Genomic DNA, 24000 nt, shown 5'->3' with positions numbered 1-24000 from the left:
TCGACAGGACTGAAAAATAAAAAAGCCTTCGCTGAAAAGAAGGCTTTGGATAGTGAATTCTCGCTTCTTCTCATCTGCCAGGCCGAAACGGACCTGCTGGAATTAGCACCTGACCGAAACGGCTGGTTGCTGAAGCTTCGACGGGCCAGTCCCTCAGCTTCTCTCGATAAGAATTTGTTATGCAGTTGTTTGAATAATTTAAAACATCATATCGTTAAATATTGGATACGTCAATAGGTGAATTGTGATAGAATGGGCCTATGAATAAAAGGTAGAAGGTGAAGTTGTTGAGGATTTTCAAATTTTCCGTCCCGATTGCACTCCTTGTTGCCGGAATTGCATGGTGGATGCTCCATAAAAACTTTCAAGAAGTTCCGGGCATGTCGAGAATGTGGATCACGATAGGCGCAGCCGTCCTAAGCGGAATACTCGCCCATTTTTTATTCCCGAAAAGTGAAGACAACTAGCGTTGATACAGGAATCGATAGCGAATGATGCTATCGGTTTTTTTATTCGCAGATGTTTGGTTAACTGAAATAAAAATCAGGTTGACACAATTTGAGTTAACTTTTATTCTATTGAAGATAACTTAAATTATGAGGTGGACTATGACAACAGCTACAGTGAATACGAAAAGAGGGATGAGTGCGCTCAGCCTCGTCTATTGTGGTATGTTTGCGGCATTGATGATGATCGGGGCGAATATTACATCGTTTGTGCCGTTTCTTGTCATCGGCGGCGTGCCGATTACATTGCAAACATTTTTCGCCGTCTTGGCGGGATTAATTCTTGGAAGCCGTCTCGGCGCGATTTCCATGACAGTCTATATGGCAGTTGGCTTGGCAGGGGCGCCGGTCTTCTCAAAATTCCAGGGAGGATTCAGTGCGGTTCTCTTTCCGACATTCGGATTTATCGTCTCCTTCATCCTCGTTGCGTATATTGCCGGGAAGATTGTTGAAAGAAATGGAAGTTTGCGAAGCTATGTAATTGCAGCTTTAGTTGCGATGTGTGTGAATTATTTATTCGGGACGAATTGGATGTATGCTGCCTATAAGTTATGGGCTGCAGCACCTGACGCATTCAGCTATGGAGTGGCTTGGGCCTGGATGGTTCCGCCGTTGCCGAAAGACATTCTCTTGTCGATTCTTGCCGGATTCTTCGGCCATCGGATGTACAAAGTTTTGAAAGTGAGGCGGGCGCATTGACGATTTTTATGGAATTGGCGGACCGTGTGCTGTCTGGCGGCAGTTTATCGGATGAGGATGCGCTTTCTATATTAAATTGTCCGGATGATGATCTGCTTCCATTGCTGCATGCTTCTTATAAGATTCGCAAGCATTATTATGGAAATAAAGTGAAGTTGAACATGATCATTAATACAAAATCCGGTCTTTGTCCGGAAAACTGCGGATATTGCGCACAATCGATCGTCTCAAAAGCGCCGATTGAAAAATATGCGATGATGAAGCAGGAAGAAATTGTGGCGGGGGCTGAACGTGCGGCGTCTGTGAACGCAGGCACATATTGTATCGTCGCTAGCGGGCGAGGGCCGCTAAACCGTGAGCTTGACATCGTCATTGATTCCGTCAAGGAAATTAAGGCAAAATACAGCGACATGACCGTATGTGCTTGTCTCGGTCTGTTGAAACCGGAACAGGCAAAACGTTTGAAAGAAGCGGGTGTCGACCGATACAACCACAACATTAATACATCTGCTGCTCACCATGAGAGCATTACGACATCTCACACGTATGATGACCGCGTGAATACGGTGGAACTGGCGAAGGAAGCGGGAATCTCTCCTTGTTCCGGTGTGATCATCGGCATGAGGGAGACGAAAGAGGATGTTGTTGCAATGGCGCGCAGCCTGTATGCGATGGATGCCGATTCGATTCCTGTGAACTTTTTGCACGCGGTGGATGGGACGCCACTTGAAGGAACGAATGAGCTGACGCCGCGTTATTGCTTGAAAGTGCTCTGCCTCTTCCGTTTTATGAATCCGACGAAGGAAATCCGGATTTCGGGCGGCCGCGAAGTGAACTTGCGCTCGCTTCAACCATTCGGCCTCTATCCGGCAAATTCAATTTTTATCGGCGACTATTTGACGACAGCTGGGCAGGAAAGCGACCGGGACAGGCAAATGCTCGAGGACCTAGGATTTGAAATCGATATGGAGCCGTTAGCGAAACAACCGGTGACAAGTTAATCGAATAAATACAAGGGGCGATCCTTCAAGTTGGTGCACATCAACTTGAAGGATCGCCCTTTTTCAAGGATTCAAAATCATGATTAAATATATGAATCGTTTAGCTGCTTCATCCGTATAGATAGGAGAGGTTTAATATTAATAGAAAAGAGTGTTTAGATGATAAATTTACTCCTATTCTCACTCGTTGCCGGAATTGTTTCCGCGATGATTATCGTGCCGCTGACGTCGGTCTCCAAAGAGGGGCAGCCTGTCTTCAATCGTATCGCAGCCTTGTCAGCGACTGTTGTGCTCATGGCGGCTCTCACGTTTGCACTTTACTACGTTTCAAATTTGGACAGGAATTGGACGTCTTTGTGGGCGCTAGCTCTCATCGCCACTCTAGCGGGCGTCGTGCTGGCAACCGGAAAGGAAAGAAGCGCTAAGATTGTCCTTTTCTTGGCGGCATTAGCAGGCAGTGTGTTCATCCTTTGTGCGCCGCTTTTCAATGCGAATGAAAAATATATAGCGGTGGAAATGGACCAACAGGTTGAAATCAAGGCGTTCGACGAAACGAAGACGCCTGCAAGCGTTCCACCCCAATTCGCCCGGAATAAAATGAAGAAGGCATTCGGTCAAGTGCCGAATACAAGCTATTATGAGCTTGGCAACTTGCAAATCCAAAAGGTAGATGGGAAGTTCGTCTACATCGCACCCGTCGAGTTTTCGGGCTTCTTCAAATGGCTGAACGGGAAGACGACCCCTGGCTACTTCACGATGAGTGCGACCGATTCAGCGGATAATCCGAAGTTCGTGAAAACTGAAATGGCGTATACCCCTTCATCATATTTTCATAAACAAGTGGAGCGTCATATGCGGATGGCGATGCCGGACCTCATCTTTTACGGCGATGTGCAGCTTGAAATCGATGACGAAGGCAAGCCGCATTATATCCGTTCCTACGGAAACTTCATTTCAGCGAGGAATGGATTCGATGTACAAGGAATTGTCATGGTCGACCCGGGAACTGGGGAAGTGAATCAATATCCGCTTTCGAAAGTCCCTGAATTCATCGACGGGGCGGTTTCGCCGGAAGCGGTCAGCCTTCAAAACAGCTATTTCGGAAAGTACGTCCACGGATTCTGGAATTCGATCGTCGGGAAGAAGGACGTGAAGCTGCCTTCGGACGAAGGGACGGAATCGAATGTCAGCCCGGTATTCGATGAAAACGGTCATATGTATTATTTTACTGATTTCACAAGTCCGAGAGAAGGCGTCGACTCGATGCTCGGCTATGCATTGACAGATGGCCGCACGGGCGAGGCGACTTACTATACTGGCAATCTTGAGGAGTCTTATATGGATTCACAAGGCGCTCTTCAAATTATCGAGAAGAAATTCATCGAGAAGAAATGGAACGGGGAAATGCCGGTGCTTTATAACTTCTATGGCGAAGCGAGCTGGTTGACGCCGGTACTTGACTCGAACGGCTTCCTGCAAAACTACTTCATCGTCTCGGCGGCGAACCCAGAAATTTCGGTTTACGCCAACTCGCCGAACGAAGCGTTAAGGCTGTATAAAACAGCATTGCAACGCGGCGGAAGCACAGTCGACGGCAGCTCGAACGCCGAGGAAGGAAAAGCGTCTGTCAACGTTGTCCGAGTCTATAAGGAACGCGCCGGCGACGCCACAATCGTGTCGATCCTTGCCGACGACGGGCGGAACTACATCGTCTCCACCGAAGCCGTTCCGTTAGCAATCTACATCCAAGAAGGAGACCATCTCGCCATCACATATTACGAAACAGGCGAGCTCTTCCTACCGGTCAAGGAAATGAAGAACGCTACAATTGAATAAAATTAAGGCAGCCTCCGAAATATCGGGGGCTGCCTTTACTTATGGACATTTAGTATTGATTATTTATTCAAAAACAGCTCGCCTTGTGGTCCTAATGGGATGCCGAGCAAGTACCAAACTGCGAATAGGATGATCCACATGATTGCAAATGCGATTGAGTATGGCAAAAGCGAGGTCATGAAAGTGCCAATTCCGATTTTTGGATCGTACTTTTTCGCGAATGTCAGAACGATGGCGAAGTATGCAAGCATTGGTGTAATCGGGTTGGTGATGGAATCACCGATACGATAAGCGGCTTGCGTCAATGCCGGACTATATCCCATGATCATGAACATCGGTACGAAAACAGGTGCGAGAATCGCCCATTTTGCGGACGCGCTGGCAACTAGGAAGTTGATAAGGGCAGCGACGATAATGAAGCCGATGAACAGTGGCAGACCTTGCAAGCCTAATGTTTCCAGCAACTCAGCCCCTTTGATGGCTACGATTGGGCCGAGATTGCTCCAATTGAAGTATGCAATCATCTGTGCTGCTGCGAAAGAGATGACGATATACATGCCCATGCTGGACATTGCCTTCGCCAAATGATCTGCAAAGTCTTTTGAGTTGTTTAAAGACTTGACGATTTTTCCGTAAATAATTGATGGCACAAGGAAAAGGATCATCATTAATGGAACAAGGCTATCCATCAATGGCGAGGTCGTTAAACTTCCTGTTTCAGGATGGCGAAAAAGCCCATTTGCAGGAAGTGAAAGAGCTAAAACAATGCCGATAATGAGAGCGACTGAAAGTGCAGCCCATCGTAGCCCCTTCTTCTCTAAAGATGAAACTTCTTCTAATACTTCAGTCTCCCCTCCATACTTGCCAAGTCGCGGTTCGACAATTTTAGTTGTGACAAGAACTGCTACAGGCACTAAAACTAAAGTGGATACCGCTAAAAAGTAGTAGTTCATCCCGGGATTTCCTGAATAGGTAGGGTCATAGATATGTGCACCGATTTCTGTGAAGCCGTATATGAGAGGATCCAACACATTAATAATAAGGTTTGCTGAAAATCCGCCCGCAACAGATGCATAGGCGGCTGCAAGCCCTGCAATCGGGTGTCTGCCAAGCGCAATGAAAATCATCGCAACAATGGGCGGCAAAACGACCATAGCCGCGTCAGCAGCAGCATTCCCTAAAATTGCGACAAGCACGATTGTCGGCAAGATGATTTTCTTTGGAGCGTTCAAAATAGTCGTCTTCATGACTGTGGCGATTAAACCGGTTGACTCTGCCAACCCTACACCGAACATAACAACGAGGACGAGGCCGAGGGGTGGAAAGCTCGCAAAGTTTTTCACCAAATTAGATAAGATCATAATGAGGCCTTCACCGTTCAGCAAATTGACGACTTTCACCACTTCGCCGGTTCCAGGATTAATAGCTGATGTGCCGAGGACGCCGAAAATCGCTGAACAAACTAAAATAAGTGCGGCAATGTAAACGAACAACATTACGGGGTCAGGCAATTTGTTGCCGTATTTCTCGATGAAATCTAGAAATCTGTTGAACAACCCTTTATTGCGCATTTTAGCTGAATTCATTCTCCCATACCTCCTTCATATGACTCTTCTACACTGTAACTTATTAAAGAGTAAGGGACAATATGATTATATTCATATTAATTAGGTAACTGTTGTTTTTAGGACAATTTGAGCTTTATTTAATGAAATTCGACAAAAAAGCGACCCATTCTCTATTTAATCTAGAAATGGGTCACTTTTTTTGTATACATTAATATTTTGTTTGATAGCAAGCCCTGTTGATTGGAACGGAAATCAACCGTTAGAAGAAATTTTAATTATAAGAGTTTGTTCAAAAGGACAGACTGCGCGATGCGAAGAAAAACGACTGTTTGCCTCAATCGTTTTCATCTGCCCTTTTAAACGAAACTCCATGAAGAGGAAGAAGAGGTGCACAAAATCCTCAACTAGTTTATTACCCGTTTTATTCCAATCTAAACATGAAAAGTGATAAATACATATCAATTGCGCGCTAGATGTATTTTCATGTACAATTAAGTCAAAGATAGTCAAAGTCAATGGCTTAACACCGGAAGAAAAGAGGTGACATCATGCGAAACATTTCCGACATTATAGAAGGGTATTTAAAGGCGATTATCGAAAAAGAAGATAGCGGGACTGTAGAAATCAAACGGAGTGAAGTCGCAGAGAAATTTCAGTGCGTTCCTTCGCAAATCAATTATGTCATTAACACCCGCTTTACTGTAGAACGTGGATATGCCGTCGAATCGAAGCGTGGAGGGGGAGGGTATATCCGGATTTACCGCGTTCAGACGAATTCGCATAAGGAATTGATTGAACATATTTTAGAAGGAATCCAACAAGGCGCGACGTACACGATGGCCGAAGGAATCATCTATAGGCTGTTGAATGAGGAAGTAATTTCGGAGAGGGAGTCGAGGCTCATCTTGGCTGCGGTGGACCGGACGACGCTCCAATACCCATTGCCGGAACGAGATCTCATGCGGGCACGGGTTTTACAGGCAATGCTCAAGACCCTCATCTATAGGCAGCTTGAATAGAATTCGACGAATACGAGGTGCAGATTATGCTATGCGACAATTGCAAAGAACGGCCGGCTTCCGTGCTCTTCACCCAGGAAGGCATGGGCGGGTCGACGGAACGTCATCTATGTGAGAAATGCGCGTTCCAAACCCAAATGTTCCATTTCGATCCGAATCAGGAACCGTTGTCAATCCAACAATTCCTTTCCCACTGGTTCGGAGGGAGCGAATCGATTCAGCCTTTTCAGCATTCAAGGGAAAGCAAGCCGGACGGGCACATTTGTCCGGACTGCCAATTGACGTTCAGGAAATTCCTCGATATCGGCAAGTTCGGCTGCCCGACGTGCTATGACACATTCAAAGAGTATTTGCCGCGTATTTTCAGCAAGCTTCATAACGGACATACGACGCATGTCGGGAAAATACCGGTCTCCCTCAATGAACGGTTCGCCTTGAAAAAGAAGGTCGAGGAAATCCGGTTGAAAATGCAAGAAGCAATCGAGACGGAACGTTTTGAAGATGCCGCGGCATTGAGGGATGAAGCGAATGCGTTGAAAGAACGTTTGGCAGAAGGCAGCAATGGAGGTGAAGGCAGCGATGTCAATTAATAAATTCATGAAAGGTGCCGTCACAGGATGGATGACGTCACATGGGGAGCACTCGGATATCGTCATGTCGACGAGGATCCGTTTGGCCCGGAATTTAAGGGGATATCGATTCCCGATCGCGTTCACGGCCGAAGAGGCGCAGAAGGTCGACTCGCAAGTTTCGGCCGCCTTGCTTACTTCCGATGAAAAAGGGTATTCCTATATGAAGATGTTGGAACTTCCAGCTCTGGAAAGGCAAGTGCTTGTTGAGAAGCATTTGGTCAGTCCGCAGTTGACGGATGTAAAACGACATGGAGCGGTCATCCTGTCGGAAGATGAGACGTTGAGCATCATGGTGAACGAAGAGGACCATATCCGCATCCAATGCATCTATCCGGGCTTCCAGTTGGAAAATGCCTATGATCATGCAGACTCTGTCGATAACTATTTGGAGAATATTCTTCCTTACGCCTTCGACGAGGATTTCGGCTACTTGACGAGCTGTCCGTCAAATACGGGCACGGGCATGCGGGCGTCGGTCATGATGCATTTGCCCGCACTGACGATCACCAAGCAGATCGAGCGCATCATCCCGGCTATTTCTAGACTAGGAATGGTCGTCAGAGGGAGCTACGGAGAGGGAAGCGAAGCGCCGGGCAATATTTATCAGGTTTCGAATCAGACGACTTTGGGCAAACCGGAGAAAGAGATCCTTTCCGATTTGAAAAATGTGGCGCTTAGGCTTATCGCCCACGAAAGGCGCTCACGCGAAATCCTCCTTTCGAAATCGCGCGTTGCACTGGAAAACAAGCTCTTCCGCTCGCTCGGCACGATTATGTATGCAAGATTGCTGCCGTCGGGTGAAGCGGCCCGCTGTCTGTCGGACGTACGTCTCGGCATCGATTTAGGGATTATTGAGGATGTTGACATGTCCATATTGAATGAATTGATGATTTTCATGCAGCCCGGCTTCCTCCAGCAATATGCCGGGGAGGAGTTGACGGCGGAGGAGAGGGATATCTTCAGAGCCGATCTATTCCGAGAACGACTTCGGTCGGAGCAGCAAAGAGAACAAAATAATACAGAAAACTGAGCAATACTTTTGCAACGTACTTTTCTATTAACTATACTTAAGTCAAAGATGGTCAAAGTCAATTTGTTCGAAGTGGATTGCTTTATGGTCCATTGGAATAGAGTAAGAGGAATTCCTATTCCACACTTTCAATAGTGGGGACAGGATAGACGTTACTATAGAAGGAGTGGAAAGAATATGATGTTCAATCGTTTTACACAGCGGGCACAAAAAGTCCTGCAGCTTGCACAAGAAGAAGCGATCAGACTGAAACATGAATCCATCGGCACCGAGCATATTTTATTGGGACTCATACGGGAAGGCGGCGGCATCGCTGCGAAAGCTTTGGAAGCGATCGACGTCAGTTTCGAAACGATAGAAAAAGGAGTAGAAAGCCTCGTCGGTTCCGGATCGAAGGAAGTCGGTCCGATCGTGCATTACACGCCGAGGGCGAAAAAGGTCATCGAGCTTTCTGTCGATGAATCGCGAAAGCTTGGCCATTCCTATATCGGGACGGAGCATATTCTGTTGGCGCTCATCCGCGAAGGGGAAGGGGTGGCTGCCCGCGTATTAAATAATGCGGGTGTCAGCTTGAACCGCGCGAGACAGCAAGTACTTCAATTGCTCGGAAGCAATGATAACGCTGTCGGCAATCAAGGCGCTTCATCATCTGCCTCCACACCGACGCTCGACAGCCTCGCCCGGGATTTGACGGAAGTGGCACGTGAAGGGACGCTTGACCCTGTCATCGGCCGCAGCAAGGAAATTACACGAGTGATCGAAGTGTTGGCTCGCCGTACAAAGAACAACCCTGTATTGATCGGGGAGCCGGGTGTCGGTAAAACGGCGATTGCGGAAGGCCTAGCGCTTCAGATCGTCCATAATGAAGTGCCTGAAATCCTGCGTGACAAACGCGTCATGACACTGGATATGGGAACGGTCGTTGCGGGCACAAAATACCGCGGCGAGTTTGAAGACCGTATGAAGAAAGTGATGGAGGAAATCCGTCAAGCGGGAAATATCATTCTATTCATTGATGAATTGCATACACTTATCGGGGCTGGCGGAGCCGAAGGGGCAATTGACGCTTCGAATATCTTGAAGCCGTCGCTAGCACGTGGGGAATTGCAATGCATCGGTGCTACGACGCTTGATGAGTACCGTAAATATATCGAAAAAGATGCTGCGCTTGAAAGACGTTTCCAACCGATTCAAGTCGATGAACCGACTGTCGATGAGACGATCTTGATCATCAAGGGCTTGCGTGATCGATACGAAGCGCATCATCGCGTGAAAATTACGGATGAAGCGATCGAGGCTGCTGCGAAAATGTCGGATCGGTATATTTCAGACCGCTTCCTTCCTGACAAAGCGATCGACTTGATCGATGAAGCGGGTTCGAAAGTGCGACTCCGTTCGTATACGACACCTCCGAATTTGAAGGAGCTCGAAGCGAAGCTGGAAGCGATCCGCCACGAAAAGAATGCCGCGGTGCAAAGCCAGGAATTCGAAAAGGCGGCATCATTCCGCGATAAAGAGCAGAAAATGAAGGAAGAGCTCGAAAAGACTAAGACGGAATGGAAAGAGAAGCAAGGGAAAAAAGAATCGGAAGTGACAGTTAACGACATTGCGGAAGTTGTCGCAATGTGGACGGGGGTGCCGGTCGCGAAAATTGCCGAAACGGAAACTGCCAAACTGTTGAACATGGAAGAGCTTCTGCATGAACGTGTTATCGGGCAGAAAGAAGCCGTAACGGCCATTTCAAGGGCGATTCGGAGAGCCCGCGCCGGATTGAAGGATCCAAAGCGTCCGATCGGTTCATTCATCTTCCTCGGACCTACGGGTGTCGGGAAGACCGAATTGGCAAGAGCGCTTGCGGAAGCGATGTTCGGGGATGAAGATGCGATGATCCGCATTGATATGTCCGAGTATATGGAGAAGCATTCGACATCCCGACTCGTCGGTTCACCTCCGGGATATGTCGGCTATGACGAAGGCGGCCAGTTGACCGAGAAAGTCCGCAGAAAGCCTTATTCAGTCGTATTGCTGGATGAAATTGAAAAGGCTCACCCTGACGTCTTCAATATTCTACTGCAAGTGCTTGAGGATGGAAGATTAACGGATTCCAAAGGTCGCACGGTCGATTTCCGCAACACGGTCGTCATCATGACGTCGAACGTCGGGGCGGAAACGTTGAAACAAAACCGTTACGTCGGATTCAATCTGCAAGATGGCGAACGTGATTACGAAGACATGAAATCAACGATGCTGGACGCGTTGAAAAAAGCGTTCCGTCCTGAGTTCTTGAACCGTGTGGATGAAATGATTGTCTTCCACTCGCTTGAAAAAGAACATTTGAGAGAAATTGTCACGCTCATGTCGAACGCGTTAACAAAACGTCTTGCAGAACAAGATATTACACTCGAGTTGACAGATGCGGCGAAATTGAAAATCTCTGAAGAAGGATACGATCCGGATTACGGTGCTCGTCCGTTACGTCGGGCTTTGCAAAAGCATGTTGAGGACCGTCTATCTGAGGAGCTGTTGAGCGGAACAGTTTTGACAGGTGGAAAGGTGATCATCGATGTAGAAGATGACGAGTTCGTCGTCAAGACGGATCGCGTTGCAGTGGCAGAAAAACAATAATAGGATGGCCCTCCCGTAGAGTTCGCTATCTACGGGAAAGGGCTGTCCTTTTCGTATATGGAGGTAAATATGGCAAAACGGAAAACGAAATTCATGTGCAGGGACTGCGGCTATGAATCGCCGAAGTGGATGGGGAGGTGCCCCGGCTGCGGCGAATGGAACACGATGGATGAGGAAGTTGAAATCGTCAGCAAAGGTCCGCGTGGCGCTTTCAAGCATACGGAAACTATCCAGCAGAAAGCGATGCCAATCAGTTCGATTGAAACCGTTGAGGAACCGAGGGTAAAAACGGAGCTCGGCGAATTGAACCGGGTGCTTGGCGGCGGAATCGTTCCGGGCTCGCTAGTTTTGATCGGCGGCGATCCGGGCATAGGGAAATCGACGTTGCTGCTGCAAGTCTCTTCACTTCTCGCGAATCAAAAGCAACGCGTCCTTTACATATCAGGTGAGGAATCAATCAGACAGACGAAGCTGCGAGCCGAACGTCTCGGCGTTGCTTCGGATGAGTTGTACATTTATGCGGAGACCGATTTGGCGAAAATACATGAGACGATCAACGATGTGCAACCGAAGTTTGTCATTGCCGATTCCATCCAGACGATCCACCATCCCGAAGTGACATCGGCGCCGGGCAGTGTTTCGCAAGTGCGGGAATGTACGGCTGAACTGATGCGCATTGCAAAGACGCAAAATATAGCCATTTTCATCGTCGGTCATGTGACAAAAGACGGACAGATTGCAGGTCCGCGCCTTCTCGAGCATATGGTGGATACTGTCCTCTACTTTGAAGGGGAGCGCCATCATACGTACCGGATCTTGCGCAGCGTGAAGAACCGATTCGGCTCAACGAATGAAATCGCGATCTTTGAGATGCTACAATCCGGATTAAAGGAAGTTTTGAATCCGTCAGAGCTATTCTTGCGGGAAAGGTCTCAGGGAGGCGCGGGGTCGACTGTCGTAGCCTCGATGGAAGGGACCCGTCCGATTCTCGTCGAAATCCAGGCGCTTGTGACGCCGTCAAGCTTCAATTACCCGAAGCGGATGGCGACCGGGATCGATCAGAACAGGGTGTCGCTGTTGATGGCTGTTCTGGAAAAGCGGATGGGAATGCTCTTGCAAGCGCAAGACGCCTATATCAAAGTCGCTGGAGGCGTCAAGCTTGACGAACCGGCAATCGACTTGGCGGTCCTCGTCAGCATCGTTTCGAGTTACCGGGATGCGGCTGCGGGAGCGACAGATTGTTTCATCGGTGAAGTTGGGTTGACGGGTGAGGTGCGCCGAGTGTCCCGCATTGAACAGCGTGTGACGGAGGCGGCGAAACTCGGATTCGAAAAGGTCGTCATCCCGTCTTCGAATATCGGCGGATGGGATTTTCCGGAAGGGATTCAAGTAGTCGGTGTCGAAACGATAAGCGAGGCATTAAACATCGCATTTTCGTGAAAAATGAAAGGATATGGGACTTTTTTAAGGGAGTTCCATTTCCTCAGTTTTTCGATATGAGGAACTTCGCCGACTTTTCTTGTGTCCTATACTTACCGGTAAAACATCGGTATCGATGGTTCAAAACGGCGTAGCATCTGGAAAACATGTATAGTTGGTAGTAATGAAATGGAGGTGTCGTACATGTTAAAAAGAGTAGTTCAGATAGGACTGCTGCTGATCGGGGGAACGCTCGGCGTATTATTTCTACCGTATTTATTCACTTTATCTTCTTTTACTTCAAAGCCGATGATTGACAATCCTTACGTAGCTGCTGTCCTAGGGGCGATCGTGTTATATTTGCTTAGCCTTTTCATTGCAGACCCGATCGTGAATTTCATTAAATGGATGGAAGACCGCCTGTTGAAGGCCCCGATTTTCGATCTTCTGTTCGGAACGATCGGCCTGATGGTCGGATTGAGTGTCGCCTTTCTTGTCAGCTTCGGGCTGAGCAGTGTGGAAATCCCGGTCATTACGTCCATTCTGCCCGTCCTTCTATCCATTCTTCTCGGATATCTCGGTTTCCAAGTCGGCTTCAAGAAGCGTGAGGAGTTTTCCCACGCCATTTTCGCGGCAAGGAACAGCAATCCGAAAAAGAGGGATGGCGGGGATGCTACGGGGGAGCTTGATGCGAAAATCCATAAGATCTTGGATACAAGCGTCATCATTGACGGAAGGATTGCAGACATCGCTTCGACCGGTTTTCTGGAAGGGCTTCTCGTCGTTCCGCAATTCGTCTTGACGGAGCTCCAACATATCGCAGATTCATCCGATTCTTTAAAGCGTACGAAAGGAAGGCGCGGCCTTGATGTCCTGAAGCGTTTGCAGACGGATGACGGTCCGAGCGTTTTGATCACTGACGAAGATTTTGCAGACGTTGCGGAAGTCGACCTGAAGCTTGTCCGTCTTGCGAAAAGCATGAATGGCCAGGTCGTGACAAATGACTTCAACTTGAACAAAGTGGCGGATCTTCACGGTGTAGCGGTATTGAACATCAATGATCTAGCGAATGCGGTGAAGCCGGTCGTCATTCCTGGTGAGGAGATGCATGTTGTCGTCATCAAGGATGGGAAGGAGCATAACCAAGGTGTCGCCTATTTGGATGATGGCACGATGATCGTCATTGAAGATGGAAGAATGCATATCGGCAATGCAATCGATGTCGTCGTCACGAGTGTTTTGCAGACTTCCGCGGGCCGGATGATCTTCGCGAAGCCGAAAAACGGCAAAGCCGCAAAGGCGCATTGAAGTAGAAAGCTGAGGAACGATGATGAAGACATATACAGTACTGCTCCCGGCAGCGGGAAGCGGCCGGCGTATGGGTGCCGGATTCAACAAGCTGTTTTTGGAGATGGCGGGCAAGCCGATCCTCATGCACACATTGCAAGTGTTTGAACAGGATCCGGCATGCTCAGGAATGATCCTCTCCGTGAAAGAAGAGGAAAAGCGGGAAATCGAAGGAATGCTTGAACGTTTCGGTATTACGAAAGTGACTGCGCTCGTCGAAGGCGGGGCGGAACGGCAGCAAAGCGTGGCGGCTTGCATTCGTGCTCACAAGGCCGGGGGAATCGTCCTCGTCCATGATGCGGCACGTCCATTTATCAAACAGGATGTCATCGGTGAGCTTGTCGATGTTGCCGATGAGTATGGTGCCGCAATTGCCGGTGTCCAAGTGAAGGATACGATGAAGGTTGCGCCGGGCGGCATTGTCGAGGAGACAGTGGACCGTTCAAAGCTTTGGGCGATTCAGACGCCGCAAGCGTTCCGTTATGACTTACTGAAGGAGGCGTCCGATAAAGCCGAAGCTGAGGGGTTCCTCGGGACGGATGAGTCGATGATCGTCGAACGGTTAGGTCATCCGGTAAGAGTTGTGGAAAGTACGTATGACAATGTTAAAATGACGACGAAGGAGGACCTCCTGTTTGGCGAGGTCCTCTTGAAACAGAGACGGCAGGAGGATTTCTGATGATTCGTATAGGACAAGGGTTTGATGTACATCAGTTTGAGGAAGGGCGGCCTTTGATCATCGGTGGAATTACAATTCCTTATGAGAAGGGATTGACAGGGCATTCCGATGCGGATGTCCTATTACATACGGTGACCGACGCTGCGTTAGGGGCAATCGGGGAAGGGGATATCGGCAGGCATTTCCCGGACACGGACGAGGCATTCAAGGATGCGGATTCGGCGGTCCTTCTTCAAAAAGTATGGGAAATCGTAGAGTCGAAAGGCTATCGGTTGGGCAATATCGATTGCACGATCATGGCGCAAAGACCGAAAATGGCGCCGCATATTGAAACGATCCGCGCCCGCATCGCAGAATTGTTGAACGCGGACGTGTCCCAAGTGAACGTCAAGGCGACGACGACTGAAAAACTGGGCTTTGTAGGCAGGGAGGAAGGGATTGCCTCGATGGCGACGATTCTCCTTTTAAAATAAACAAGGCAGTGTTAAAATACACAGGAATAACAACGAACGGAGATGCACTCAAATGACAACAGAAGTACGCGTACGTTATGCGCCGAGTCCGACCGGCCATTTACATATCGGCGGGGCTAGGACGGCATTGTTCAATTACCTATTTGCAAAACACCATGGCGGTAAATTTATTATCCGCATCGAAGATACCGACACGGAGCGGAATATCGAAGCGGGCGAATTATCGCAACTCGATAATTTGAAATGGTTGGGGATCCATCACGACGAGTCCGTTGATATCGGTGGAGAATATGGCCCTTACCGTCAAATGGAACGTTTGGACTTGTATATGAAATATGCGCAGGACATGCTTGACGGAGGACATGCCTATAAATGTTTCTGTACGACTGAAGAGTTGGAGGCGGAGCGTGAAAAGCAGAAAGCTTCTGGCATCGCCGCACCGATGTACGCGGGGACTTGCCGTCATCTGACTTCTGAAGAAGTTGCTGAAAAGGTAGCAGCAGGCATGCCGTATACGGTCCGCATGCGTGTACCTGAACAGGTTACGTATACAGTGGATGATCTTGTTCGTGGGGAAGTATCGTTTGAATCGAAGGATGTAGGCGACTGGGTGCTTGTGAAGGCGAATGGTATCCCGACATACAACTTCGCGGTTGTTATCGATGACCATCTGATGAAAATTTCGCATGTTTTCCGCGGTGAGGAACATTTGACGAATACACCAAAACAATTGATGGTGTACGATGTGTTCGGCTGGGAATACCCACGTTTCGGGCATATGACGTTGATCGTCAATGAAGAGCGGAAAAAGCTTTCAAAGCGCGACGAATCGATTATCCAATTCATTTCCCAATACAAGGATCTCGGCTATCTGCCGGAAGCGATGTTCAACTTCTTTGCGTTGCTTGGCTGGTCGCCTGGCGGTGAAGAAGAAATTTTCACTCGTGATGAATTGATCAAGCTCTTCGATGAAAGCCGACTTTCTAAATCGCCGTCCATGTTCGATAAAACGAAGTTGACGTGGATGAACAACCAATACGTGAAGAAGCTCAGCTTGGACGAATTGATCGAATTGACGTTACCGCATCTCCAGGCGGCTGGGCGTGTAAGCGAAGAGATGACAGAAGAGGAACGCCAATGGGTGCACGACCTGATCGCCCTTTACCATGCGCAATTGAGCTATGGGGCTGAAATCGTCGAATTGACCGCCCAATTCTTCAATGATCATATTGAATATGATGAACAATCTAAGGAAGTCCTTTCCGGTGAACAGGTTCCGGAAGTGATGGCATCCTTCCAACGTCAATTGACTGCGCTTGAATCGTTCGATGCTGCTTCGATTAAAGCGGCTATCAAAGAGGTGCAAAAGGAAACGGGCCATAAAGGGAAAAATTTATTCATGCCGATCCGCGTCGTCACAACCGGACAGACGCACGGTCCTGAATTGCCGGAATCCATTGCATTGATTGGCAAGGAAAAGACGATTGAACGGGTATCGAAATACGCCAATTAATAACTTGACTCTGCCAAATACACCTCCTGCCGCAAGCGGAAGGGCAAGGCTGATTTAGTTGACTTTAGGCATTTTCTAGGTACAATTAACGTACATTCAGTTAAAAGAACGAAAGCTTTGATAAGGAGAAGTACACATCTCATGCTCTTCAGAGAGGATCATCACCGGCTGCAAGTGATCCGTGCCTCTGCGATGTGGAAATGCACCTTTGAGCGCCGTGCCGAACGAAGGAGTAGGCCGGACGCATCGCCTGCGTTATAGGCGTCAAGCGGGAAGGGGTCAAAACCCCTTCCAAGCGGAGTGGAACCGCGCATTCAATGCGTCTCTGTCTTACTGTAGACAGGGGCGCTTTTTGCGTTGATTCGAAAATATAAAAACAGGGGGCGAAAACAGTGTTTCGTAGGATGAAGGAAGACATCCGTTGCATTTTTGAACAAGATCCTGCAGCGCGCAGCACGTTTGAGGTGGTACTTACGTATTCCGGCCTCCATGCGGTGTGGGCGCATCGGATTGCGCATGCTCTCTATAAGAAGAACTTCCTGTTTCTTGCGAGGCTCATTTCGCAGATCAGCCGTTTTTTCACAGGCATCGAAATCCATCCTGGCGCGACGATCGGCAGACGCTTATTCATTGACCACGGCATGGGGATTGTCATTGGTGAGACTTGTGAAATCGGCGATGATGTGACGTTATACCAAGGTGTGACGTTGGGAGGAACGGGCAAAGAAAAAGGGAAGCGACACCCGACGCTTGGCAATAATGTGCTCGTCGCTTCGGGGGCGAAGGTGCTCGGCTCCATTACAATCGGTGAAAACAGCAAGATTGGTGCAGGGTCGGTCGTGTTGATCGATGTGCCGGCCGATTCGACTGTCGTCGGCATTCCAGGCAAGGTCGTCGTGACGAACGGCGTGCGGGTGAGAGATAAGCATGACCACCGCAACTTGCCGGATCCTGTTGAGGATACGTGCAACAGACTGGAAGCGGAAATCGCATTACTGAAAAGACGGATAGAAGAACTTGAGAAGGAAGGGAAAACCGATGAGTATTCAAATTTATAATACATTGACACGGAAGAAGGAGCCTTTCATCCCACTGGAGGAAGGAAAAGTGAAGATGTATGTGTGCGGGCCGACCGTCTACAACTATATTCATATTGGCAATGCGAGACCGGTTATCGTATTTGACACCGTGCGCCGCTATTTGCAGTATCGTGGCTTCGACGTCAATTATGTATCCAACTTTACGGATGTCGATGACAAAATCATCAATACGGCTAACGAGCTTGGCGAAGAGGTTGGGGAGTTGACTGAACGCTTCATCAACGCCTATTTCGAGGACGTCGGAGCACTAGGCTGCGGCAAGGCGGACGCCCATCCACGGGTGACGGAGCATATCGATGACATCGTCGCTTTCATTCAAGTGCTTGTAGATAAAGGCTACGCTTACGAGGCGCAGGGCGATGTATATTACAGGACGCGCAAATTCGAAGGCTACGGAAAGCTGTCCCATCAGTCTGTCGATGAGCTGAAAGTGGGTGCACGCATCGAAGCTAGCGGCATTAAAGAGAATTCTCTCGACTTCGCGTTATGGAAAGCGGCGAAGGAAGGGGAAATCGCTTGGGATAGCCCGTGGGGTCAAGGCCGACCTGGTTGGCATATCGAGTGCTCCGTCATGGCGAGAGAGCATTTAGGCGATACGATCGACATTCATGCGGGTGGTCAAGATTTGACATTCCCACATCATGAAAATGAAATTGCGCAGTCCGAGGCGATGACCGGGAAGCAGTTTGCGCGATACTGGATGCATAACGGCTATATTAATATCGATAATGAAAAGATGTCCAAGTCGCTCGGGAATTTCATTCTCGTCCATGATATTCGCAAGCAGATCGATCCGAAAGTGCTTCGTTTCTTTATGCTGTCCGTGCATTACCGTCATCCGGTGAACTTCTCGCAAGATCTTGTTGAAAGTGCGGCGAATGGTTTAGATCGCATCCAAACGGCGTATAACAACTTAAAACACCGTTTAAGCACATCTGCAGATTTGGGCGACCAGCAGGATATATGGACACATAAAGTGGATGAGGCAGTCCGTCAATTTGAAAGCGCAATGGATGATGATTTCAATACTGCGAATGCCATTGCCGCCATTTTTGAACTCGTGAAAACTGCCAACGTTTATTTGTTGGAGAAGAATACACAAACAGCCGTACTCGAATATTTCATTACCGCATTTGACCGACTGATGGAAGTGCTCGGCTTGCCATTCGGCGGGGAAGAGCTGTTGGATGATGAAATCGAAGGGCTGATTGAGGAGCGCTTGACTGCTCGCAGGGAACGGAATTTCAGCCGTGCAGACGAAATTAGGGATCTATTGAAGGAAAAAGGGATCATCCTGGAGGATACCGCCCAAGGCACGCGGTGGAAAAGAGGATGAGCGGCGTATATACATTGCGTGACGTGGACGTGAAACAGCTGAATGCACTTGCACTCGCCTATATGGGGGACGCGGTTTACGAGCAGGCGGTCCGGGAACATTTGCTGCGATCGGGCCGCGTAAAGCCGAACACACTTCATAAGGAGGCGACCCGGTATGTATCCGCCAAAGCCCAGGCATCAGCCGTCAAGATGATGCAGGAAACGGGCTTCCTCACCGAAGAGGAGGAAGCGGTCCTGCGCCGCGGGCGGAATGCGAAGTCGGGATCTGTCCCTAAGAACACCGATGTCGTGACTTATAACTATAGCTCGGCATTCGAGGCAGTACTCGGATACTTATATTTGTTAGGCAGAAACGAACGGGTAGGGGAAATCATAGGCAGGACAATGCAGTTCATCGAAAATCCGAATGAGGAGGGTGCATCATGACAAACCAGGAATCAGAATTGATCGGCGGCAAAAACCCAGTCGTGGAAGCGCTCCGTTCCGGCAGGGAACTGAATAAGATCTGGATTGCCGAAGGGTTGAATAAAAAAAGCATCGGGGAGATTTTGTCGCTTGCGAAACAATCAGGAATCGTCGTCCAAGCGGTGCCAAAACAGAAACTTGACGGAATGCTTGACGTGAACCATCAAGGCATCATCGCCTCGGTTGCCGCCTATTCCTATGCGGAGCTGGATGATTTGTTTGCGCTCGCGAAAAATCGTGGCGAGGATCCTTTCTTCCTTATCCTCGATGAATTGGAAGATCCCCATAATCTCGGCTCGATCTTACGGACGGCCGATGCTAGTGGCGTGCATGGCATCATCATCCCGAAGCGGCGTTCGGTCGGCTTGACGGGAGTCGTCGCAAAAGCATCGACAGGAGCAATCGAGCATGTACCTGTCGTCCGCGTGAACAATCTCTCGCAAACGGTGGAGGAATTGAAAAAGGCGGGTGTCTGGATTGCGGGAACTGACGCCAAAGGCTCACAAGACTACCGTTCCATGGATGCAACATTGCCTCTCGCCATCATCATTGGCAGCGAAGGGAAGGGTATGTCCCGCATTTTAAAGGAGAAGTGCGACTTCCTTTATCATTTGCCTATGGTCGGGCATGTGACATCATTGAATGCTTCCGTCGCTGCGTCCTTGCTCATGTATGAAGTGTTACGCAAACGCAACCCCAAAACGCCGGGGTCATGAAAAAGGATATTTTGCTCGTCGATGGATATAACATCATCGGGGCATGGCCTGAATTGCGGAAATTGAAGCTTGAAAATCTAGCCGAAGCCCGTGACCGGCTCATCGAACGGATGGCCGAATACAAGGCGCATACGGGCTGGCGTGTCATCGTCCTGTTCGATGCGCACTTGATGCGCGGAATTGAAAAGAAGGATTGGAAGCATAAAGTCGAGGTCGTTTTCACCCGTGAAAATGAAACCGCCGATGAACGCATCGAAAAAATGGTATCGGAGCTGAGTGGGCGTCGGGTCCAAATTCACGTGGCCACATCCGATCTAACGGAACAATGGGTCATTTTTGCACAAGGCGCCCTCCGCAAATCGGCTCGAGAATTGGAAATTGAAATGAATGAAATCGATAAGTTGATCACGAAAAAAGTGAAGGAAATCCAAGAGGAACGACCGTTTTCCAAGATTCAATTGTCCGACGAGGTGGCAGAAATATTTGAAAAATGGCGACGCGGAATGAAATGAACGGTTGACGCAAAATTTTTCCATACGGTATACTGATTGAAATGGCAATAACGAATCGGGGTGTGGTGATTGGCGGGAAATGTATACGTTCAGGGGAGTACATCTGATTTCGCCGGGCTATCCGATGAAGAGCTTTTAGTTCGTATTCACGAGGGCAGCACGGACGCGCTTGATTTCCTTATTACCAAATATCAATCTTTCGTAAAAATGAAAGCGCGCTCATACTTCATGATGGGCGGCGACCGGGAGGATATCATTCAGGAAGGGATGATCGGCCTCTACAAGGCGATCCGCGATTTCAGGATGGATCGGCTAGCTTCGTTCAGGGCATTCGCGGAGCTGTGCATCACTAGGCAGATCATCACGGCCATCAAGACAGCGACGAGGCAGAAGCATATTCCGCTGAATACGTCGGTATCTTTGGACAAGCCTGTGTACGACGAGGAATCGGACCGCACTTTGCTTGACGTCATTTCCGGGTCCGTAATCGATGATCCGGAAGATTTGATGATCCATAAGGAGGACTTCATCCATATGGAGGGGGAAATCAACAAAGTATTGAGCGGACTTGAAAAACAGGTGCTATCACTCTATTTGGAAGGTCAGTCTTATCAGGAGATATCGGACGAGTTGAACCGGCAAGTCAAATCCGTGGACAATGCGCTGCAACGCATCAAGCGGAAACTTGAACGGCATATGCAAGTAGATGTCGTGCATTAATGCATGCCAGATAGTGGTTGCCAATCAATTTCCATCGTGTTGACATCATGAATATTAGGTGGTACTCTTTAGCAAGGCAATGACTATGTAATTAGACTGTCGAGAATAGTTGCACGACGGAAGTTTAAGGTGGAAAAATGTCTAACAAACTGATTTTATGCTGTGATCGCTGCGGGTCTAGAAACTATGTCATCCCTGCGGGGAACAAACAGTCGACGGTCCGGTTCACAGTGAAAAAGTTTTGCAATCAATGCAATGCACATACAGAACATAAACAAACAATCTAGTTGCAGTAATATACTTAGTATTCGGAGGTCTACGATTGAATGGGTAAGGTAACCGGCTTTTTAAAAGATGTCGTCTCTGAAATGCGGAAGGTCAGCTGGCCGAAGCGAAAAGAATTGACACGGTATACGATTGTCGTTATCACTACAGTCGTTTTCATGGCGGTTTATTTCGGTCTCGTCGATTTGGGCATTTCAGAAGTCATGGAATGGTATCTTGCGTTATAATAGGACAGCATGAATATCCTTGTTGAAAAATATCCCGTCTTGTCACATGAACGGGTTTTTTCATTTCTCGGAAATTTATAGAGTCTAATCGGCTTATATACGGGGAATTTATTAGTAAGATCTTAAAAGGAGGGACGGACACAAAGTCCTACGTCATTATGGAAATGGAGAAAAATTGGTACGTCGTCCACACGTATTCAGGTTATGAAAATAAGGTGAAAGCCAACTTGGAAAAACGTGTTGAGACGATGGGTATGCAAGATAAAATATTCCGCGTCGTCATCCCTGAAGAGCAGGAAACGGACTTCAAAGACGGCAAAAAACGGACAGTTATGAAAAAGACATTTCCTGGATACGTCCTTGTGGAACTGATCATGACGGACGATTCTTGGTATGTCGTTCGTAACACGCCTGGCGTGACGGGCTTCATCGGCTCATCTGGCGGAGGTGCGAAACCAACTCCGCTCTTGCCGGAAGAAGTTGATTTCATCCTCAAGCAAATGGGCATGAAAGAACGGAAAGCCGAAGCTGACTTCGAAGTTGGCGAAGTGATTGAAGTGCTTGAAGGACCGTTCGCGCACTTCCAAGGGAAAGTGGAAGAAATCGATCAGGATAAAGGCAAAGTCCGAGTTTCCGTCGACATGTTCGGCAGAGAGACGATTATGGAGCTTGACTTTGAGCAGGTTGAAAAAATTTAAGAGATTACCACTTGCAAGATACGCATAATAGTGGTATCATTTCAAAGGTCAGACTGTAAACAGAACAGACTGGACGGATTAACCAAATTCTACCGGGTGAAACCGGCAGACACATATTGAGTGGGAGGGGCAACCCAATTACCACATCACGGACTTAAGGAGGTGTGTCTCGTGGCTAAAAAAGTAACCAAAATCGTAAAATTGCAAATCCCTGCAGGTAAAGCTAACCCAGCTCCACCGGTTGGACCGGCACTAGGTCAAGCTGGCGTCAACATCATGGGATTCTGTAAAGATTTCAACGCACGTACAGCGGATCAAGCAGGTTTAATCATTCCTGTTGAAATAACTGTATTTGAGGACCGTTCATTCACTTTTATTACAAAAACTCCACCAGCAGCAGTATTGCTGAAAGTTGCAGCTAATCTTCAAAAAGGTTCAGGTGAACCGAACAAAAAGAAGGTAGCTACTGTAAAACGTGATAAAGTTCGCGAAATTGCAGAACAAAAGATGCAGGATCTAAACGCAGCATCGGTTGAAGCGGCGATGGCAATGGTTGAAGGTACTGCTCGCAGTATGGGAATCACGATCGAAGACTGATCGCGATAATACCATAATGTGTTCTTTGTAGTGGGGGTTGCTGTTCCTTGGAACACGCAACCCTTATTCGTGGGAGGTTCAATCCGTTAAAACCACAAACGAGGAGGAAATTTACAATGGCTAAAAGAGGTAAAAAATTCACTGAGGCGGCAAAGCTTGTCGATCGCACAAAAGTGTATGACTTGAAAGAAGCGATTGAGCTTGCAAAGAAAACAAGCACAGTCAACTTTGACGCAACTGTTGAAGTCGCATTCCGTCTTGGAATCGACACTCGTAAGAACGATCAGCAAATCCGTGGAGCAGTTGTGCTTCCAAACGGTACTGGTAAAACTCAACGCGTTCTCGTTTTCGCAAAAGGCGAAAAATTGAAAGAAGCGGAAGCTGCTGGTGCAGACTATGCAGGCGATGCAGAGTACATCACTAAAATCCAACAAGGCTGGTTCGATTTCGACGTTATCGTTGCAACTCCGGACATGATGGGCGAAGTTGGTAAAATCGGTCGCGTATTGGGACCAAAAGGCCTAATGCCAAACCCTAAAACAGGTACAGTAACATTTGATGTTGCTAAAGCTGTTGCAGAAATCAAAGCAGGTAAAGTTGAATACCGTGCGGACAAAGCTGGTATTATCCATGCTCCAATCGGAAAAGCTTCTTTCGATAACGAAAAGCTTGAAGAAAACTTCCAAACTGTTTTTGAAACGATCCAAAAAGCTAAACCAGCTGCAGCTAAAGGAACTTACATGAAGTCAGTGAATATCACTACTACAATGGGTCCTGCGGTTAAAGTTGATCCGTCAACTGTAGTTGTTAAATAAAAACATTGACAAGCTTGAAATCTTATAGTAAGATTTCGTTTGTTGCAAACTAAATCATTTGTACCGTAGACAGCAGGGGCGTATTAGCTTAATCATCCTGCCGAGGACAAGACGCTCTTTTATGTAAAAGATGACGACTTTTCAGCCCTCGTGGTCTACTTTGTGGATTGCGAGGGCTTT

General features: G+C 48.1%; 25 protein-coding genes, 1 riboswitch and 2 other annotated features (1 of these 28 only partly in view). Of the genes, 24 read left to right on the top strand and 1 reads right to left on the bottom strand.

The genetic code is table 11. From position 1 onward, the window contains the following. Nucleotides 1–67 precede the first annotated feature (67 nt). Nucleotides 68–173: riboswitch (SAM riboswitch) on the bottom strand. Nucleotides 174–287: 114 nt separating this feature from the next. From NIT04_RS17275 to NIT04_RS17260, 4 genes are all read left to right on the top strand, one after another. After that, a complete protein-coding gene (locus NIT04_RS17275; protein WP_252504746.1) occupies nt 288–467 on the top strand; it encodes a histidine kinase in 180 nt (59 codons plus the stop codon). A 141-nt stretch (nt 468–608) separates the two neighbouring features. Next, complete coding sequence (locus tag NIT04_RS17270; RefSeq protein WP_252504745.1) at nt 609–1205, top strand: biotin transporter BioY; 597 nt, start codon at nt 609–611, stop codon at nt 1203–1205. Continuing rightward, nucleotides 1202–2206 (top strand): biotin synthase BioB, encoded by a 1005-nt coding sequence (gene bioB / locus NIT04_RS17265; protein ID WP_252504744.1) that lies wholly within the window; start codon nt 1202–1204, stop codon nt 2204–2206. The genes NIT04_RS17270 and bioB overlap by 4 nt, the downstream gene beginning before the upstream one ends. 159 nt (nt 2207–2365) lie before the next feature. Continuing rightward, nucleotides 2366–4042: a hypothetical protein gene (locus NIT04_RS17260; protein WP_252504743.1), complete on the top strand. Its 1677-nt coding sequence runs from the start codon at nt 2366–2368 to the stop codon at nt 4040–4042. A 59-nt stretch (nt 4043–4101) separates the two neighbouring features. Here the strand turns inward: NIT04_RS17260 and NIT04_RS17255 are convergent, their stop codons facing one another. Continuing rightward, nucleotides 4102–5628: an AbgT family transporter gene (locus tag NIT04_RS17255; protein WP_252504742.1), complete on the bottom strand. Its 1527-nt coding sequence runs from the start codon at nt 5626–5628 to the stop codon at nt 4102–4104. 530 nt (nt 5629–6158) lie between these two features. Between NIT04_RS17255 and NIT04_RS17250 the strand changes: the two genes are divergently transcribed. The 20 genes from NIT04_RS17250 to rplA all read left to right on the top strand — a co-directional run bounded on the left by NIT04_RS17250 (nt 6159) and on the right by rplA (nt 23820). After that, on the top strand, nt 6159–6629 hold the full coding sequence (locus NIT04_RS17250; RefSeq protein ID WP_252504741.1) for a CtsR family transcriptional regulator: 471 nt from the start codon (nt 6159–6161) through the stop codon (nt 6627–6629). Between the two features lie 26 nt (nt 6630–6655). Beyond that, nucleotides 6656–7219, top strand: a complete 564-nt coding sequence (locus NIT04_RS17245) for a UvrB/UvrC motif-containing protein (RefSeq protein ID WP_252504740.1) — start codon at nt 6656–6658, stop codon at nt 7217–7219. Further along, complete coding sequence (locus NIT04_RS17240; RefSeq protein WP_252504739.1) at nt 7209–8291, top strand: protein arginine kinase; 1083 nt, start codon at nt 7209–7211, stop codon at nt 8289–8291. The genes NIT04_RS17245 and NIT04_RS17240 overlap by 11 nt, the downstream gene beginning before the upstream one ends. 177 nt (nt 8292–8468) lie before the next feature. Then, nucleotides 8469–10916, top strand: coding sequence for an ATP-dependent protease ATP-binding subunit ClpC (clpC, locus tag NIT04_RS17235; RefSeq protein ID WP_252504738.1), 2448 nt, complete (start codon nt 8469–8471; stop codon nt 10914–10916). A 69-nt stretch (nt 10917–10985) separates the two neighbouring features. Continuing rightward, nucleotides 10986–12356, top strand: a complete 1371-nt coding sequence (radA, locus tag NIT04_RS17230; protein ID WP_252504737.1) for a DNA repair protein RadA — start codon at nt 10986–10988, stop codon at nt 12354–12356. A gap of 183 nt (nt 12357–12539) precedes the next feature. Further along, nucleotides 12540–13643: a PIN/TRAM domain-containing protein gene (locus NIT04_RS17225; protein WP_252504736.1), complete on the top strand. Its 1104-nt coding sequence runs from the start codon at nt 12540–12542 to the stop codon at nt 13641–13643. Nucleotides 13644–13665: 22 nt separating this feature from the next. Further along, entirely contained in the window at nt 13666–14361 is a 696-nt protein-coding gene (gene ispD, locus NIT04_RS17220; RefSeq protein ID WP_252504735.1) for a 2-C-methyl-D-erythritol 4-phosphate cytidylyltransferase, read from the top strand. Continuing rightward, nucleotides 14361–14834, top strand: a complete 474-nt coding sequence (gene ispF / locus NIT04_RS17215) for a 2-C-methyl-D-erythritol 2,4-cyclodiphosphate synthase (RefSeq protein WP_252504734.1) — start codon at nt 14361–14363, stop codon at nt 14832–14834. Before ispD ends, ispF begins: the two co-directional genes overlap by 1 nt. A gap of 52 nt (nt 14835–14886) precedes the next feature. Then, entirely contained in the window at nt 14887–16347 is a 1461-nt protein-coding gene (gene gltX / locus NIT04_RS17210; RefSeq protein WP_252504733.1) for a glutamate--tRNA ligase, read from the top strand. 108 nt (nt 16348–16455) lie between these two features. Further along, nucleotides 16456–16677: a binding site (T-box leader), on the top strand. A gap of 62 nt (nt 16678–16739) precedes the next feature. Beyond that, the gene (gene cysE / locus NIT04_RS17205; RefSeq protein ID WP_252504732.1) at nt 16740–17405 is read left to right on the top strand and encodes a serine O-acetyltransferase; all 666 of its coding nucleotides are present in this window, start codon (nt 16740–16742) and stop codon (nt 17403–17405) included. Then, entirely contained in the window at nt 17386–18783 is a 1398-nt protein-coding gene (gene cysS / locus NIT04_RS17200; protein WP_252504731.1) for a cysteine--tRNA ligase, read from the top strand. The genes cysE and cysS overlap by 20 nt, the downstream gene beginning before the upstream one ends. Beyond that, a complete protein-coding gene (locus NIT04_RS17195; RefSeq protein ID WP_252504730.1) occupies nt 18780–19211 on the top strand; it encodes a Mini-ribonuclease 3 in 432 nt (143 codons plus the stop codon). The genes cysS and NIT04_RS17195 overlap by 4 nt, the downstream gene beginning before the upstream one ends. Further along, nucleotides 19208–19966, top strand: coding sequence for a 23S rRNA (guanosine(2251)-2'-O)-methyltransferase RlmB (gene rlmB / locus NIT04_RS17190; RefSeq protein ID WP_252504729.1), 759 nt, complete (start codon nt 19208–19210; stop codon nt 19964–19966). Before NIT04_RS17195 ends, rlmB begins: the two co-directional genes overlap by 4 nt. Continuing rightward, entirely contained in the window at nt 19963–20478 is a 516-nt protein-coding gene (locus tag NIT04_RS17185) for an NYN domain-containing protein (protein WP_252504728.1), read from the top strand. The genes rlmB and NIT04_RS17185 overlap by 4 nt, the downstream gene beginning before the upstream one ends. Nucleotides 20479–20547: 69 nt before the next feature. Next, nucleotides 20548–21198, top strand: coding sequence for an RNA polymerase sporulation sigma factor SigH (sigH, locus tag NIT04_RS17180; RefSeq protein ID WP_252504727.1), 651 nt, complete (start codon nt 20548–20550; stop codon nt 21196–21198). Nucleotides 21199–21335: 137 nt separating this feature from the next. Next, nucleotides 21336–21485, top strand: a complete 150-nt coding sequence (rpmG, locus tag NIT04_RS17175; RefSeq protein WP_252504726.1) for a 50S ribosomal protein L33 — start codon at nt 21336–21338, stop codon at nt 21483–21485. A gap of 39 nt (nt 21486–21524) precedes the next feature. Further along, the gene (secE, locus tag NIT04_RS17170) at nt 21525–21710 is read left to right on the top strand and encodes a preprotein translocase subunit SecE (RefSeq protein ID WP_252504725.1); all 186 of its coding nucleotides are present in this window, start codon (nt 21525–21527) and stop codon (nt 21708–21710) included. A 164-nt stretch (nt 21711–21874) separates the two neighbouring features. After that, nucleotides 21875–22408, top strand: a complete 534-nt coding sequence (gene nusG, locus NIT04_RS17165; RefSeq protein WP_252504724.1) for a transcription termination/antitermination protein NusG — start codon at nt 21875–21877, stop codon at nt 22406–22408. A 171-nt stretch (nt 22409–22579) separates the two neighbouring features. Further along, on the top strand, nt 22580–23005 hold the full coding sequence (gene rplK / locus NIT04_RS17160) for a 50S ribosomal protein L11 (RefSeq protein ID WP_060203386.1): 426 nt from the start codon (nt 22580–22582) through the stop codon (nt 23003–23005). A gap of 116 nt (nt 23006–23121) precedes the next feature. Beyond that, nucleotides 23122–23820 (top strand): 50S ribosomal protein L1, encoded by a 699-nt coding sequence (rplA, locus tag NIT04_RS17155; protein WP_252504723.1) that lies wholly within the window; start codon nt 23122–23124, stop codon nt 23818–23820. A 45-nt stretch (nt 23821–23865) separates the two neighbouring features. Next, nucleotides 23866–24000 (top strand) — a sequence feature (ribosomal protein L10 leader region) (it continues 12 nt past the right edge of the window).

This window comes from Sporosarcina sp. Marseille-Q4943, assembly GCF_943736995.1.
Lineage (GTDB): Bacteria > Bacillota > Bacilli > Bacillales_A > Planococcaceae > Sporosarcina.
Note: the sequence above shows the minus strand (reverse complement) of the source record. Positions and strands in the feature narration are given on the sequence as shown.

What these genes read in the sequence shown, in the direction of transcription:
- NIT04_RS17270 (WP_252504745.1), top strand. Translation starts at nt 609, where the DNA reads ATGACAACAGCTACAGTGAATACGAAAAGAGGGATGAGTGCGCTCAGC.
- NIT04_RS17195 (WP_252504730.1), top strand. Translation starts at nt 18,780, where the DNA reads ATGAGCGGCGTATATACATTGCGTGACGTGGACGTGAAACAGCTGAAT.
- secE (WP_252504725.1), top strand. Translation starts at nt 21,525, where the DNA reads ATGGGTAAGGTAACCGGCTTTTTAAAAGATGTCGTCTCTGAAATGCGG.
- NIT04_RS17250 (WP_252504741.1), top strand. Translation starts at nt 6,159, where the DNA reads ATGCGAAACATTTCCGACATTATAGAAGGGTATTTAAAGGCGATTATC.
- NIT04_RS17225 (WP_252504736.1), top strand. Translation starts at nt 12,540, where the DNA reads ATGTTAAAAAGAGTAGTTCAGATAGGACTGCTGCTGATCGGGGGAACG.
- cysS (WP_252504731.1), top strand. Translation starts at nt 17,386, where the DNA reads ATGAGTATTCAAATTTATAATACATTGACACGGAAGAAGGAGCCTTTC.
- NIT04_RS17245 (WP_252504740.1), top strand. Translation starts at nt 6,656, where the DNA reads ATGCTATGCGACAATTGCAAAGAACGGCCGGCTTCCGTGCTCTTCACC.
- gltX (WP_252504733.1), top strand. Translation starts at nt 14,887, where the DNA reads ATGACAACAGAAGTACGCGTACGTTATGCGCCGAGTCCGACCGGCCAT.
- nusG (WP_252504724.1), top strand. Translation starts at nt 21,875, where the DNA reads ATGGAGAAAAATTGGTACGTCGTCCACACGTATTCAGGTTATGAAAAT.
- radA (WP_252504737.1), top strand. Translation starts at nt 10,986, where the DNA reads ATGGCAAAACGGAAAACGAAATTCATGTGCAGGGACTGCGGCTATGAA.
- rplA (WP_252504723.1), top strand. Translation starts at nt 23,122, where the DNA reads ATGGCTAAAAGAGGTAAAAAATTCACTGAGGCGGCAAAGCTTGTCGAT.
- clpC (WP_252504738.1), top strand. Translation starts at nt 8,469, where the DNA reads ATGATGTTCAATCGTTTTACACAGCGGGCACAAAAAGTCCTGCAGCTT.
- NIT04_RS17255 (WP_252504742.1), bottom strand. Translation starts at nt 5,628, where the DNA reads ATGAATTCAGCTAAAATGCGCAATAAAGGGTTGTTCAACAGATTTCTA.
- rpmG (WP_252504726.1), top strand. Translation starts at nt 21,336, where the DNA reads ATGTCTAACAAACTGATTTTATGCTGTGATCGCTGCGGGTCTAGAAAC.
- NIT04_RS17240 (WP_252504739.1), top strand. Translation starts at nt 7,209, where the DNA reads ATGTCAATTAATAAATTCATGAAAGGTGCCGTCACAGGATGGATGACG.
- rlmB (WP_252504729.1), top strand. Translation starts at nt 19,208, where the DNA reads ATGACAAACCAGGAATCAGAATTGATCGGCGGCAAAAACCCAGTCGTG.
- ispF (WP_252504734.1), top strand. Translation starts at nt 14,361, where the DNA reads ATGATTCGTATAGGACAAGGGTTTGATGTACATCAGTTTGAGGAAGGG.
- NIT04_RS17185 (WP_252504728.1), top strand. Translation starts at nt 19,963, where the DNA reads ATGAAAAAGGATATTTTGCTCGTCGATGGATATAACATCATCGGGGCA.
- ispD (WP_252504735.1), top strand. Translation starts at nt 13,666, where the DNA reads ATGAAGACATATACAGTACTGCTCCCGGCAGCGGGAAGCGGCCGGCGT.
- NIT04_RS17260 (WP_252504743.1), top strand. Translation starts at nt 2,366, where the DNA reads ATGATAAATTTACTCCTATTCTCACTCGTTGCCGGAATTGTTTCCGCG.